12 protein-coding genes are annotated in these 13,028 nt (G+C 44.4%); 5 read left to right on the top strand and 7 right to left on the bottom strand.

Translation table 11 applies throughout. The features are described from left to right. Nucleotides 1-38: 38 nt before the first annotated feature. Both galK and galM read left to right on the top strand, forming a co-directional pair. Nucleotides 39-1,199, top strand: a complete 1,161-nt coding sequence (galK, locus tag AACW06_RS05455; protein ID WP_192074321.1) for a galactokinase — start codon at nucleotides 39-41, stop codon at nucleotides 1,197-1,199. 3 nt (nucleotides 1,200-1,202) lie between these two features. Beyond that, nucleotides 1,203-2,267, top strand: coding sequence for a galactose-1-epimerase (gene galM, locus AACW06_RS05450; protein WP_192074320.1), 1,065 nt, complete (start codon nucleotides 1,203-1,205; stop codon nucleotides 2,265-2,267). A gap of 183 nt (nucleotides 2,268-2,450) precedes the next feature. Here galM and AACW06_RS05445 read toward each other — a convergent pair whose 3' ends face one another. The 4 genes from AACW06_RS05445 to AACW06_RS05430 all read right to left on the bottom strand — a co-directional run bounded on the left by AACW06_RS05445 (nucleotide 2,451) and on the right by AACW06_RS05430 (nucleotide 6,685). Next, nucleotides 2,451-3,461, bottom strand: coding sequence for a substrate-binding domain-containing protein (locus tag AACW06_RS05445; RefSeq protein ID WP_192074319.1), 1,011 nt, complete (start codon nucleotides 3,459-3,461; stop codon nucleotides 2,451-2,453). Between the two features lie 197 nt (nucleotides 3,462-3,658). Beyond that, nucleotides 3,659-4,210 carry a gamma-glutamylcyclotransferase family protein gene (locus AACW06_RS05440; RefSeq protein ID WP_168521205.1) on the bottom strand — a complete coding sequence of 184 codons (552 nt, stop codon included), beginning with the start codon at nucleotides 4,208-4,210 and terminating at the stop codon, nucleotides 3,659-3,661. 18 nt (nucleotides 4,211-4,228) lie between these two features. Further along, on the bottom strand, nucleotides 4,229-5,167 hold the full coding sequence (locus AACW06_RS05435) for a zinc transporter ZntB (RefSeq protein ID WP_192074318.1): 939 nt from the start codon (nucleotides 5,165-5,167) through the stop codon (nucleotides 4,229-4,231). A gap of 66 nt (nucleotides 5,168-5,233) precedes the next feature. Then, nucleotides 5,234-6,685: a RimK family protein gene (locus AACW06_RS05430; protein ID WP_168521208.1), complete on the bottom strand. Its 1,452-nt coding sequence runs from the start codon at nucleotides 6,683-6,685 to the stop codon at nucleotides 5,234-5,236. Nucleotides 6,686-6,755: 70 nt separating this feature from the next. On the opposite strand from AACW06_RS05430, the gene AACW06_RS05425 reads away from it, so the two are divergent. Together AACW06_RS05425 and AACW06_RS05420 are read left to right on the top strand one after the other, a co-directional pair. Beyond that, nucleotides 6,756-7,850: a GNAT family N-acetyltransferase/peptidase C39 family protein gene (locus AACW06_RS05425; RefSeq protein WP_192074317.1), complete on the top strand. Its 1,095-nt coding sequence runs from the start codon at nucleotides 6,756-6,758 to the stop codon at nucleotides 7,848-7,850. Between the two features lie 169 nt (nucleotides 7,851-8,019). After that, the gene (locus AACW06_RS05420) at nucleotides 8,020-9,204 is read left to right on the top strand and encodes an NnrS family protein (RefSeq protein ID WP_192074316.1); all 1,185 of its coding nucleotides are present in this window, start codon (nucleotides 8,020-8,022) and stop codon (nucleotides 9,202-9,204) included. 89 nt (nucleotides 9,205-9,293) lie between these two features. Here AACW06_RS05420 and dapD read toward each other — a convergent pair whose 3' ends face one another. The 3 genes from dapD to AACW06_RS05405 all read right to left on the bottom strand — a co-directional run bounded on the left by dapD (nucleotide 9,294) and on the right by AACW06_RS05405 (nucleotide 11,871). Then, nucleotides 9,294-10,325, bottom strand: coding sequence for a 2,3,4,5-tetrahydropyridine-2,6-dicarboxylate N-succinyltransferase (gene dapD, locus AACW06_RS05415; protein WP_192074315.1), 1,032 nt, complete (start codon nucleotides 10,323-10,325; stop codon nucleotides 9,294-9,296). A gap of 231 nt (nucleotides 10,326-10,556) precedes the next feature. Further along, nucleotides 10,557-10,856, bottom strand: a complete 300-nt coding sequence (locus AACW06_RS05410; RefSeq protein ID WP_168521212.1) for a YebG family protein — start codon at nucleotides 10,854-10,856, stop codon at nucleotides 10,557-10,559. A gap of 118 nt (nucleotides 10,857-10,974) precedes the next feature. Beyond that, a complete protein-coding gene (locus AACW06_RS05405) occupies nucleotides 10,975-11,871 on the bottom strand; it encodes a LysR family transcriptional regulator (protein WP_192074314.1) in 897 nt (298 codons plus the stop codon). Between the two features lie 118 nt (nucleotides 11,872-11,989). Here AACW06_RS05405 and AACW06_RS05400 point away from each other — a divergent pair, with 118 nt between their 5' ends. Further along, a complete protein-coding gene (locus tag AACW06_RS05400) occupies nucleotides 11,990-13,006 on the top strand; it encodes a TDT family transporter (protein ID WP_192074313.1) in 1,017 nt (338 codons plus the stop codon). Nucleotides 13,007-13,028 lie beyond the last annotated feature (22 nt).

The following is a 13,028-nucleotide window of genomic DNA, read 5'->3' as shown; positions in this document are numbered from 1 at the left end:
TGGCTCGCCATAATTAAGTACGAAGAGAGAACACTACTATGTCTGACCTAATCCAAAACGTGAAAGCATCTTTTGAGCAAGTCCTTGGTTACCAAGCGACCCATATTATCCAAGCTCCAGGTCGTGTGAACCTGATCGGTGAGCACACTGACTACAACGATGGTTTTGTTTTACCGTGTGCCATTAACTACCAAACGGTAGTCGCAGCGGCTAAACGTGACGACAACATTGTACGTGTAGTATCGGTGGACTACGGTAATGCAATCGATGAGTTCGACCTAACTCAAGAGATCACTTTCCAACAAGACAAGATGTGGGCTAATTACATTCGTGGTGTGGTGAAGTGCTTAAAAGGTCGCGGCTTCGAATTTACAGGTGCAGACATCTCTGTAACGGGCAACGTTCCTCAAGGTGCGGGTTTAAGTTCTTCTGCGGCACTGGAAGTGGTTATTGGTCAGACATTCAAGGTGCTTTATAACCTAGAGATCAGCCAAGCCGAAGTGGCGCTTAATGGTCAGCAAGCCGAAAACGAATTCGTCGGCTGTAACTGCGGGATCATGGACCAAATGATCTCTGCAGAAGGGCGCGCAAACCACGCGATGCTTTTGGATTGTCGTAGCCTAGAAACAACGGCAGTCTCTATGCCCGAAGATATGGCGGTGGTGATCATCAACTCAAACAAGAAACGTGGTTTGGTTGACAGTGAATACAACACGCGTCGTGAGCAGTGTGAAGAAGCCGCGCGCATTTTTGGTGTTCCAGCCCTTCGTGATGTGACTATTGAACAGTTTAAAGCGAAAGAGTCTGAGTTAGATGAAATGGTCGCGAAACGCGCTCGTCACGTGATTACTGAAAATGACCGTACGGTTGAAGCGGCTCAAGCTCTACGCACTCATGACATGAAACGGATGGGCGAGTTGATGGCTGAGTCTCACGCATCAATGCGTGATGATTTTGAAATCACGGTTAAAGAGATTGATACACTGGTTGATATGGTCAAAGACGTGATCGGCGAGCAAGGTGGCGTACGCATGACTGGTGGCGGTTTTGGTGGTTGTATTGTGGCCTTGGTGCCACCAGCCTTGGTTGATGAAATCAAAACAACCGTTGAGCAGAAATATCAAGCAGCGACTGGCTTAAAAGAATCGATTTATGTCTGCCAAGCAAAAGAAGGTGCAGGCTTGGTTGAGGTTTTATAAGTGATGTCTGACTATTTTTTACAGCTAGAAGAAGCGATGGCGGGTGCGCCATCGTTTGATGATATGCCAGCTCGCTTGGTTCATTTGACCAATGCTAATGGTATGAGTGTTTCATTGATGGATATTGGTGCGACTTGGCTTAGCTGTGTGTTGCCTGTGAAAGGTAAACCGCGTGAGGTACTGCTGCGTTCACCGGATATGCGCGAACACATGAAGCAGGGCGCGTATTTGGGTTCTATTGTCGGTCGCTATGCTAACCGTATCGCAAAAGGGCAGTTCACCATCGGCGATCATACCTATCAAGTGGGGGTCAATAACGGCTCTAACTCACTGCATGGTGGGCTGATTGGTTTTGATAAGCGCCGTTGGGTTATTGAGTCTCAACAACTCAACAGAGCGATTTTTGTATTGCATTCCGCTGATGGTGACCAAGGCTACCCGGGGAATCTAGATATTAAAGTGTGTTATACGCTTACTGACGATAATGCACTCCACATTGATTATTACGCAGAAGCTGATCAAATCACTCCTGTGAATCTAACAAACCATGCTTATTTTAATTTGGCTGGGGAAAACTCGGATGCGAAGAGTATCGATCATTGTTTGCATATGGATGCTGATCGCTATTTGCCAACCAGTGACGATTTAATACCAACCGGTGAGTTACGTGCTGTTGATGGTACGAGTTTTGATTTCACCCAGAGCAAAGTTATTGGCCGTGATTTTTTATCGGATGATGATCAGAACATGGCCGGAGGCTATGACCATGCTTTTATTTTTTCTGACGGTAAAAATGATGGCAAAGAAACCGTGGTGACTCTGATCTCTCCGAGTAAAGACGTGGTAATGAAAGTTAAAACCACCAAGCCTGCGATACAGTTTTATTCGGGTAACTTTCTTGCAGAAACGCCAGGGGCATCTAAGTTATACCAACGTTATGACGGCTTAGCGTTAGAGACCCAATATTTCCCTGATGGGCCTAATCACCCCGAGTGGGGAAAAAGTAACGGGCTACTCAATTGCGGGGAGCACTATCAACATCAAACGACTTATCAGTTTGAGTTTTAATGATGTGAAGGGGCAATGATTGCGCTGAGAGGGGGCACAATCATTGCTCAAATGGTGTTGATGGCCTATTTGGCGAGCTAAATTAGCTCGCCTTTTTTGTTGAAGACTGGCGAATAATAAGTTCGCCCTCGACTGCTGTTTATAAGTAAAGGTAACGCTCTATTTTCTATAGATTGCTGTCTTTTATTTATCTTGGTCACATTTCTCTACAGAGTTACGTCTGACTAGAGTAGGGGAAAAGATCATCGGCTCTTTTTCTATTACATCACCACGTGCTAAATGTAATGCCAATTTGGCAGCTTTTTCTGCCATCATCTCAATTGGGTAACGAATGGTGGTTAGCCTTGGGCGTACATAGCGCGCAATTAAAGCATCATCAAAGCCGATCATTGAAATCTCTTCAGGGCTTTTGACGCCATTTTCTTCTAGGATATTTAAGGCACCAGCAGCCATATTGTCGTTGTAGGCAACGATGGCGGTGATATCGAGTGATTTGATCAGTAAGTTGGTCATCGCTTGTTCACCGCCTTTATTATTTGGATCTGACGACTCGATATAACTCGCGGTCAGCTCAATAGCGTGATCTTTCAATGCTGCTTTGTAGCCTGCGCAGCGGTCAGTCGCATCTTCAATGTTATGTGAAGATCCTATGTAGGCGATCTTGCGGTGTCCGTGGCGTATCAGATATTCGGTTGCCAAGTAAGCACCTTTGGCATTATCAAGTGAGATACAGCGCTCTGCTAATTCAGGGATATATCGATTGATCAGCACCATTGATTTCACTTCCGTTGCATAAGCAACCAATTCTTGATCGGATAAGCCTTTGGAATGAATAACGAACGCATCACAGCGGCTGTTGATTAATAGTTCAATAGCTTGGCGTTCTTCTTCAGCGCGGTGGTAGCCGTTACCAATCAGCAGATGTTTGCCATTATCGTGAGCTACGTTATCGACCGCTTTGACTAAAGTGCCAAAAAATGGGTCTGAAACATCACTGACCAATACGCCGATGGTATCAGTACTTTGACTTACTAAAGCTCGAGCGGCCGCATTAGGGCGATAACCTAATTTACTCATTGCCGCCGTCACTGAATCAATCGATGTTTGACTCGCTTTTGGAGATTTATTGATCACACGTGAAACTGTTGCCACCGAAACGCCTGCTTCACGAGCCACATCTTTAATCGTCGCCATGTTATGCCTCTTTTATTTTATGTAAGCATTTAACAATGGCTGTGAAAATAACGCAAATGAACAATGCACTCATATTGATATTTGCGATCTCAAACACTGATAGAATCTGGCTTGGTTGTAGTGTAAACGTTTCTAAAAATGCCGTTATTTTTTAATTGGAAGCGTGTTTTAGTCATCGTGTGTAGGTTGATGTACTGTTAACGAACTTTGGCAATTAAATCATCGATAATAGAGTGGTGACTAGGTTGTACACCTGCAAGGTTGCCGTATTTAGGATCATGACGGTCATTCTCTAAAGGATGTTGCCAACCAAGGGTATGCTCGACAAAGTGATGGGCAAATGATTCTGAGAACTCTAAGCATCCGGCTAAAACCGTATCGACATAAGTTTGTACTATCGGGCTGTGTACACATGGTGGTTGTGGCGAATCTTTGACATAAACCCAAATCGGAAGTTGTGGATTAAATGCATGCTCGGTCTCTATTTGATTGGCAGAAATGGATATTCGCTCGTAACCACGCTCACGGTGATCAAATTCTGCTAAGGCGAATTCATCTATTTCTAGTAGCACCCCATTTACTTTTCCTTGGCCTATATTGACCACTAGCGGTGATAATACATAGCTGTCATCAATTTTCCCCCAGCAACGCACGAGACCATGAGCAACGACTGGAATCGCTTGCCCAGTTTGCCCTGTTAGTTGGCGAGAAGCGGAATTGATTAAACTACCGTAGCCAAAAATATACATACTGACCCTCGAGAGTGGTTAATCTTTATTAAAAAAACGTAAACGGTGAAGAATCCAAAACTCCACCGCAAATATGCCCACTAACGCTGCACAAAACAGACCAAAGGCAACGGGGGATTCAGTTCCCGGAATACCACCTACATTGACTCCGAGTAAGCCAGTTAAGAAACTAGTGGGTAGGAAAATAGCCGCAATAACCGAGAACAAATAGGTATTTTGGTTCATCTTTTCGGCGTGATATTGGCGCAATTCACCTTTGATGATTTCCAGTTCACCAAGAAAGAAGTCGAGTGTTTCATTGATACGAGTAATGGTGTTAACGCTGTGCCGCAGGCGCAAATTTTTGCTATTGGCTAGCGCAACGTCTGAGTTGCAGTAGTCATCGATTGCGTATTGTTGTGGCTTAATAAAGCGTTTAATTTTGAGCAACGCTTTATGGGTTTGCATAAGATCTTCGCTCAACTCGATTTCGGTATCGTATTGAGTGATTTTTTCTTCGATGCTGCTTAAGTAGTGATCAATATTTTTATTCAGGCCATCGATCACTTGTACAATAACCTCAGATAAGGTTTGAGGTCCTTGCCCTGCCAGTAGAGCTTCTCGAATACCATTGATGGCTTTGGATGGAATTTTTCGTGTGGAAAAGAGCGCACCATTGAAATAAAGAATCCGCACACTGAGCATGTCTTCTGGGTTTGCGTTGTCGTTCATGTTGACACCACGCAAGATCAACAAAAAATTGTCATCATCATATTGCTCGAATAACGGTCGCGTATCTTCAGCTAATAAGCTATCGACTATCGTGCTGGGAATTTGATATTCCAATAGCCATTCACGCAACCCTTGCTTATCACGTTGGCAGTGATACCAGTTATTCGGTTCTATAGTTGAAGCGTGATTTGTGTGTTGTATTGGCGGAGAAGAAGAAAAGCGCCAATGATCAATCAAGAATTCCATATTTATCCTTAATTAATGCTCCTCAAAACTTGCTGTTTTGAGGAGCATTTCCGTTATGTTTGATGGTTAGAAGCCACGCATTTGAATGCGGCGCAAGAACTCCGTCATCACCCGGTCATAAAGTAGATCACCTAAGAATGCATCTTCAACTTGGTGGTCAATACTTGGGTTGTCGTTGACTTCAATCACATATACTTGGCCATCAATTTCTTTTAAGTCAACGCCGTATAACCCTCCACCAATAAGGTTAGCCGCTTTCACTGCTACATCGACCACATTTTTAGGTACTTGTTTGAGATCCAAAGTTTCAAAGCCGCCAGATGAAACTCGACCACTGTTATGGTGTTGGTAGATCTGCCAGTGACCACGGCTCATCATATATTTACAAGCGTAGATCGCTTGGCGGTTCATGACACCGATACGCCAGTCAAAATCGGTTGGCATAAACGCTTGCGCGAGAATCAAGGCACTTTTTTCAAACAATACGCCAGCTTCGCGTTCAAGCTCTTCTTGGTTGCGCACTTTTACGACACCGCGAGAAAATGCACCATCAGGAATTTTTAACACCATTGGAAAACTCAGTTCTTCCATAACGTGCGTTTTCCAGTTTTCATCAAAGCTTTGTAATATAACGCCTTTTGGTGCAGGCACATTATTGCGTTGCAAAAGCTCGGTTAAGAAAACCTTGTTAGTGCATTTCATGATCGATTCAGAATCATCCATTACCACTAGGCCCATTTTTTCTGCGGTTTTAGCAAAGCGATAGGTGTAGTTACTGATGTTGGTCGTGGCGCGAATAAATAAACCATCAAACTCGCCTAAACGGGAAAGATCATCCGGTGAAATCGTTTCAAGGTTGACGCCTAATCGGTTTGCTGCACGGCGAAAACGCTTCAGTGCCGATGTATCGGATGGCGGCATTTTCTCTTCTTCATCCACTAGCATGGCGATGTCGTAGCGATATTTCTTTTCTTGTTTAGGTTTGCGCCATACTTTGGTGGAGAACAGCTCAAGTGACTCAACAAAGAAGTCTTGTTCGTGGTCGTTCAGATCTTGGAATGGGAATGGTCCAATTTTACTGATTTGCCACTGACCTTGGTGTTTATTCATCTCAAGTTCAATCACCGGCACCATAAACTGCTCGAACAGATGCCGTGCCAGTTTATCCAACCCTTTTTCTTCGGTACGGCCAAAATAAATTTTGCATTGAATATGGTCAGTTTCGGTACACAGCTTATTGAGTTTTAATAAGCCCGATGACAACAAAAATGGTTGGTTAATATCATTGATAGCCATGACCCGTGGGATCACGCGGTGACCACGAGCTTCTGCCATCAACGAGCAGTAATAGCCACTGCTCATGTAGCTATAATCGCGACATAGGTTCACCACTTGTAAACTGCGGTGAGTCTGTTTCCAATCGGTGTTGAGGTATTGATCGACACTCACCACTTGCTCCGAAGGGAAATATTGTTGCCAGTCACTTGACTGGTCAGTCACGATCAAAAGGTTTGCCATTGCTATTCTTTTCCTTAATCAATAGGAATAATATTGAGCTGCAATCTTGCCAACCACTTAGGGACGTCGTATGGACTTTCGTCTTGCGAAAAGTGCTGATCTCACTGCTCTTAATGCGCTAGAACAACAGCTGTTTGAGGGAGATAAAATTTCTCCGCGCCAAATGAAGCGTTTTTTACATTCCAACCAAGCCGTGTTCTTTGTGGCTGATGCCGGAACAGAACTGGCGGGTTATGCATTGCTACTATTTCATCAAGGTACACAGCTATCAAGGTTGTATTCGATTGCCGTAAAACCTGATTTCAGAGGCCGAAGGATTGCTCAAAATTTAGTTGAGCAATGCGAGCGTGCTGCTCTTGATCAAGGTGCGACTACATTACGATTAGAAGTGCGTGAAGACAATACGGCTGCGATAAATTTATATGAAAAAATGGGCTATAAAACCCTTAAATTATTAATCCATTACTACGATGACCTATGTAATGGGAGGCGGATGCAAAAACGCCTTTCACCGCAAGGGCCTAAAGTGCAATTGCCGATGCCACTTTATGTGCAAACCACGCCGTTTACTTGCGGTGCTGCTTGTTTATTGATGAGTTTTTCCTGCTTATCGACATCGTTTGAACCAAGCCGCACCGAAGAGCTACAACTATGGCGCGAAGCAACCACCATATTTATGGCAGCAGGTCACGGAGGATGCAGTGGTCATGGGCTGGCACTGGCCGCGACAAGGCGTGGTTACCATGTTGAGTTATGGAGTCAGTCGAAGAGCACACCATTCATTGATAGCGTGCGTGACCTAAATAAAAAGCAAGTGATTGAATTGGTTCATCAAGATTTTTGTGAACAACTAACCCATGAGGATGTGACGATGATTGATGCACCTCCCACTCAAGAGCAGCTTGAGCAATGGGTTAATCAAGGTGCATGTGTTTTACTCTTGATTAGTACTTATCGATTTGACGGTAAAAAAGAGCCACATTGGATTGTGCTCAGTGGCATGAGTGAAAAATTCTTCTTCATTCACGATCCACATGCTGAAACAGAAGTTGACGCTATGGCTTCAGCGTTCATTCCTGTGGGTAAAAAAGCATTGTCGCAAATTATCGGATTTGGCAAGCAAAAACAGACCGCTTGTGTGGTGATTAGCAAGAGTAAGTCATAAAAACTAAGAGGAGTCTTTATGACTTCTTTTGGGTGTGTCGCTTTAACTCTTTTGTTTGATGGGGTTTTGTTATCTCATTGTTTTTGTTAATTATTAATGTTGGCGTGGTTCATGCTTTCTAAGAGTGAATAAGCCGCACTCTATTTAATTAGAACAACGAGGATTCATCGTGCTCAATATCACTGATAAAAAAGTCGAAGAACGTATTCCTGCATGGTTACGTCTTGGTTTTCGACCTTTCTTTTTACTGGGCAGTCTCTATGCCATTATTGCTATTTCATTATGGGTGTGGATGTTTCAAACTGGCCAGCCGTCAATGCTGCAAGTTCCTGCGTTGTGGTGGCATGTGCATGAAATGCTGTTCGGTTTTGCTATGGCGATTGTGGTCGGTTTTTTACTTACCGCGGTGCAAAATTGGACGGGTATAAACGGCACTAAGCATTACCGTTTGTTGCTGCTAGTAGCGTTATGGTTAGCGCCTAGAGTACTACTGTGGATGCCAGTGCCATTGTGGTTAACTTCATCTATCGAAGCGTTATTTTTAGTGTTGGCCGCGTATGAAATTGGGAGCCGAGTTGTCAAAGCAAAAGGGTGGAAGAATCTCTTTTTTGTGCCGCTATTTGTGCTAGCCATTGCTGCGAATTTTGCCAGTTACGCTACCATTAAAGGCATGCCGCCGTTTAGCTCCGCAGCGGTCTGGCAAGCCATGCTGTGGTGGTTCACGTTGTTATTGTCAGTAATGGGCGCGCGCGTGATTCCTTTTTTCACCGCTAGGCGTTTTAATTTTGAAAAAGCACAGCCTTTGCAGTGGCTTGATTGGTTAGCGAATGCACCCATAGCGGCACTATTCATTTTGAGCTTTTTCCCGATGACGATGGATCAACTGGGGCAACCTTTGATGATTATGACTGGTGTTGCTCAATTAGCTCGCTTTATTCGTTGGAAACCGTGGTTAACATTAAGTGAACCGTTAGTTTGGTCTTTGCATGCCGCTTATGTTTGTTTGCCGTTGAGCTTGTTACTTCGTGGTTTGATGGGTAATACTTATGTCGCACACAACTTAATTCATCTGTTTGCGATTGGTGCTTTGGCTGGGGTGATTTTAGCGATGATCACGCGCGTTACTATGGGCCATACTGGACGCGCTATATATCAAGGACCAAATATGAGTGTGGCCTTTTTTGCTTTAGTCATTGCTGCCTTTATTCGTAGTTTTGGTGTGGCATTTTTTCCAGCTCAACTGTTTATGATGGTTAACATTAGCGGCGCATTATGGGTATTGGCTTTCAGCCTGTTTGTTTGGAAATTCGGCTCGATGTTAATTACCCCAAGAGTAGACGGGCACCCTGGTTAGGCATTTTTAGAGGCAGTGTAAATAAAGCGCTCAGAAAAAAGGCTTGGTGATGTACCAAGCCTTTTTCATTATTTGTGATGGGGAATTGATCAGTTATTGCTGTGCAGCATGCTGTTGAGTTCAACGGCAGATTTATTCGCAAGACACTCAATTTGGCCCGTAATCGAGTTACGGCGGAACAGCAAATCAGACACACCAGCAAGGTCACGTGCTTTAATGATTTCTACTTCGTTCCCTTGGTTATCGAGCATGCGTACTTTCGTTCCTGCCGTCACGTATAGGCCTGATTCAACAGTACAACGATCACCTAGCGGGAAGCCCAAACCTGCATTTGCGCCAAGCAGAGAGTTTTCACCGATAGAGACCACTACTTTACCGCCACCAGAAAGCGTTCCCATAATCGATGCGCCGCCGCCGATGTCAGAGCCGTTACCAACTACTACGCCAGCAGAGATACGACCTTCAACCATGCTCACTCCAGTGGTACCTGCGTTGAAGTTAATGAAACCTTCGTGCATCACGGTCGTGCCTTCACCCACGTGTGCGCCAAGGCGAACGCGTGATGTATCAGCAATACGAATGCCAGTTGGGACCACGTAGTCCACCATTTTAGGGAACTTGTCTACGCAATCTACGGTTAATGCACGACCAGCAAGGCGAGCTTCGATTTGACGATCTGCTAGCTCTGGCAGGTCGATAGGGCCCTCATTAGTCCATGCGATGTTGTGCAGTAGACCGAAGATGCCGTCCAGTATTGTGCCGTGTGGCTGAACTAAACGGTGAGAGATAAGTTGCAGTTTCAAGAAGCCTTCAGCAATCGATTGAGATTGAGCGTCAGTGGCTAAAATCACAAGCACCAATGGTTGTTCTGAGTTTGCTGCTTTATCGGCAAACGCCGCATTTTGGCTATCGCCGTTGTCGGCAAAAGCAGTTGCGAGTTGTGCGCTTTGTGTCGCTGAAATTTCAATGGCTTGGTTGCCTTCGTTGTAACCAGCGATTTGCGCAAGTGCGCTAACGAACTTATCACTTGGGTTTAGAACTGGGGCTGGGAAAAATGCTTCAATGATTTTTCCATCACGGTTTTTCGTTGCCGTACCAAAGGCAAGTGCAAAGTAAGCCATCTTATATCTCCATGTTGCAATTATAGGAGCGCAGTATGTTGATGAGTTGAGCATCATCACTGCGCTGTCAATTCACTTGTCAAACATCATAAAGAGTGGAGAAGAGGGTGGAAAGGGCAAAAGGGGAGAAAGTCCGTAAAACGATACGTTTTGTCTTTTTACCGATATATTTCTTTAGATGGAAATAAAAAACCGCTGGTCGTCCAGCGGTTTGAGCAAAGATAAAGAGAGTTAAGCTGCGTCTTCTTCAGGCGTTTCGTTTTTCGCTGCCTTCACCGCTTTTGGTTTTGCTGGTGCAGGTTTACGTTTTGCACCCAACGCATAAAGCACTTCTTCTTTGTTGTGTGCTAGGAACATGGCAAGTTCTTCTTGCTTCGCTTCATCTTCTAGCAGTTCACTTTTACCCAGCAGTTCGAAAAGCTCATCTGCCATATCGAGCATTTTGTCATAAGCGTCAGCATCTGCTTTAGAGGTAAAAGTCATCTTTTCTTCTCCGTTGCGTTCCACCACGTACTTGACGATTACAGCCATGGTTAATCCTCTAACTTAGTCGTAAATTCCACTGGCTGTTTATACAGCTTTTAATCACTGAAGTCTAGGCGATGAGAGAAAAGTGAGAGGTGGATGGTCACTATCTACTCGGCCTTAACTAATGGTGGAGGTTTTGAGTATGGCAAAATTCGATGAAGCGTTTTAACAGCGGACTTTGGTATTTTTCTTTATGTACTAAAAGCCAGAAACGGCGCTTCATATCCAGTGGTACCTTGAGCATTTTTACTCGCCCATGTTGCACTGCTGAATGGGCTGCTAGTGTCGATAAACACCCTAAGCCGAGGCCTGCAGATACACTGTTGATCAAGGCTTCTGTTGTATTGAGTTCAAATGCTTCATACCACTGTTCCAGTCGGGGGGCGACGGTACGTAAGAAGAATTCTCTGGAACCAGAACCGGCTTCACGCAGAACCCATTCGCTATGTTCAAAATCACTTAACGTTATTTTAGTTTTTTGCACCAGCGGATGATCAGTGGCGCAGATGATGCACATTTTGTCTTGGCTAAACTGAGTTGACATTAATTCAGGATGCAAGGTTTTTCCTTCGATCAATGCAATGTCCAGTTCATAGTCAACTAACTTTTGGCAAATCAAAGCCGAATTAGATATAAACAAACTTTGTGATAAATGCTCCGTTTCTGCTCGAAAAGCACTGAGCAAGTATGGCGCAACATGGTTGCCAATCGTATCACTTGCGCCAATACGAAGTTTGCCTGACAGGGCTTGTTCACCATCAAATAATTGTTGGATGCTATTGGCTCGGTTGAGTAATTCATCCGCTAGTGGCAGTAATTTTTGCCCCTCTTGATTAAGGATTAGGCGGTTATTGACCCGGTCGAACAGCGCATGCCCGAGCTGCTTTTCCAATTCAGATAGCGCCATGCTGACCGCAGCTTTCGATAAAAAAAGTGCATTGGCAGCCTCCGTTAACGTTTTATGCTGAGTGATAGCGGTAAAGACTTTGAGTTGTTTTAACGAGATATTAGCAGCCATAATGATCGTTTAGTTTATATGAACGTGTGTTCCATATATTTAGATATATTAGAACAAAGTGCAAGCGTATGATGGCGACATTAAGTAGTAAGTTCGTCAGTGTTAATAAGAGGTCAATATGATTCAAGTAGCTAAAGCAAAAGTGATGGGAGCCCCAACACCAATGGCGGGTTTAGCGCTAGGGATTGCGAGCTTAGGATGGTGCTGGGAAAACTTCACTACATTGAACGGTTACGGCCAATGGTTGGGCGCCAGTGTTGCAAGTATTTTGATCGTAATTCTAGCGATCAAGTTTCTATTTCATAGCCACTTATTACGTCAAGATCTCGCACACCCGGTCGTCGGCGGTGTGGTTCCTACTTTCGCGATGGGGGTGATGATTATCTCTAATTCACTTGGCCATTTTTACCCAATGGCGGGGGACGCATTATGGCTATTTGCGGTGGCTTTGCACATTATCTTCTTGGTGAGTTTTTTGTACCATCGTGCCAAAGTTTTTGAGCTTCACCACATGGTGCCAAGCTGGTTTGTGCCACCAGTTGGTATGGTGGTGGCTGACGTTGCTTTCTCTGGCAACCCTGCGCTTGCTCCCATTGCCCACGGCACGTTGGTATTTGGTTTAGCCACTTATGCGGTGATGTTACCGATCATGATTTATCGTTTTATGTTTCGTCATGAAATTCCTGATGCCGCAAAACCAACCATAGCGATATTGGCCGCACCGGCAAGTTTATCTTTAGCTGGTTATTTAACGGTCACAGCAAACCCATCGCCAGTGATCATTGCTTTGTTATTTGGCATCGCGGTATTGATGACCGCGATCATTTACTTAGCCTTTTTTAAATTACTACGTTTACCTTTCAGCCCAGGTTATGCCGCGTTTACCTTCCCAATGGTGATTGGTGCAACCGCGTTGTTTAAAATGGCGCATTGGATGGAAAGCATCGGTATGAATGCTGAATATGTTCAACAAGTGCATGGTTTAGCTGACATAGAACTGATAGTAGCAACATTGGTTGTGGGTTATGTGGCGATTCGTTATCTGCATTTCTATCAACCTCATCGCGTATTGCTGAACAGCACTGATGAGTTAGAGAGGTTGGATAAACACCAACTCGATTGCCAGATGAAATAGCCAGCAATTTAAGTAATCCAAA

Source organism: Vibrio sp. S12_S33 (assembly GCF_963889785.1).
GTDB lineage: Bacteria > Pseudomonadota > Gammaproteobacteria > Enterobacterales > Vibrionaceae > Vibrio > Vibrio aestuarianus.
Note: the sequence above shows the minus strand (reverse complement) of the source record. Positions and strands in the feature narration are given on the sequence as shown.

What these genes read in the sequence shown, in the direction of transcription:
- dapD (WP_192074315.1), bottom strand. Translation starts at nt 10,325, where the DNA reads ATGGCTTACTTTGCACTTGCCTTTGGTACGGCAACGAAAAACCGTGAT.
- AACW06_RS05430 (WP_168521208.1), bottom strand. Translation starts at nt 6,685, where the DNA reads ATGGCAAACCTTTTGATCGTGACTGACCAGTCAAGTGACTGGCAACAA.
- AACW06_RS05400 (WP_192074313.1), top strand. Translation starts at nt 11,990, where the DNA reads ATGATTCAAGTAGCTAAAGCAAAAGTGATGGGAGCCCCAACACCAATG.
- AACW06_RS05425 (WP_192074317.1), top strand. Translation starts at nt 6,756, where the DNA reads ATGGACTTTCGTCTTGCGAAAAGTGCTGATCTCACTGCTCTTAATGCG.
- galM (WP_192074320.1), top strand. Translation starts at nt 1,203, where the DNA reads ATGTCTGACTATTTTTTACAGCTAGAAGAAGCGATGGCGGGTGCGCCA.
- AACW06_RS05445 (WP_192074319.1), bottom strand. Translation starts at nt 3,461, where the DNA reads ATGGCGACGATTAAAGATGTGGCTCGTGAAGCAGGCGTTTCGGTGGCA.
- AACW06_RS05410 (WP_168521212.1), bottom strand. Translation starts at nt 10,856, where the DNA reads ATGGCTGTAATCGTCAAGTACGTGGTGGAACGCAACGGAGAAGAAAAG.
- AACW06_RS05405 (WP_192074314.1), bottom strand. Translation starts at nt 11,871, where the DNA reads ATGGCTGCTAATATCTCGTTAAAACAACTCAAAGTCTTTACCGCTATC.
- AACW06_RS05440 (WP_168521205.1), bottom strand. Translation starts at nt 4,210, where the DNA reads ATGTATATTTTTGGCTACGGTAGTTTAATCAATTCCGCTTCTCGCCAA.
- AACW06_RS05435 (WP_192074318.1), bottom strand. Translation starts at nt 5,167, where the DNA reads ATGGAATTCTTGATTGATCATTGGCGCTTTTCTTCTTCTCCGCCAATA.
- galK (WP_192074321.1), top strand. Translation starts at nt 39, where the DNA reads ATGTCTGACCTAATCCAAAACGTGAAAGCATCTTTTGAGCAAGTCCTT.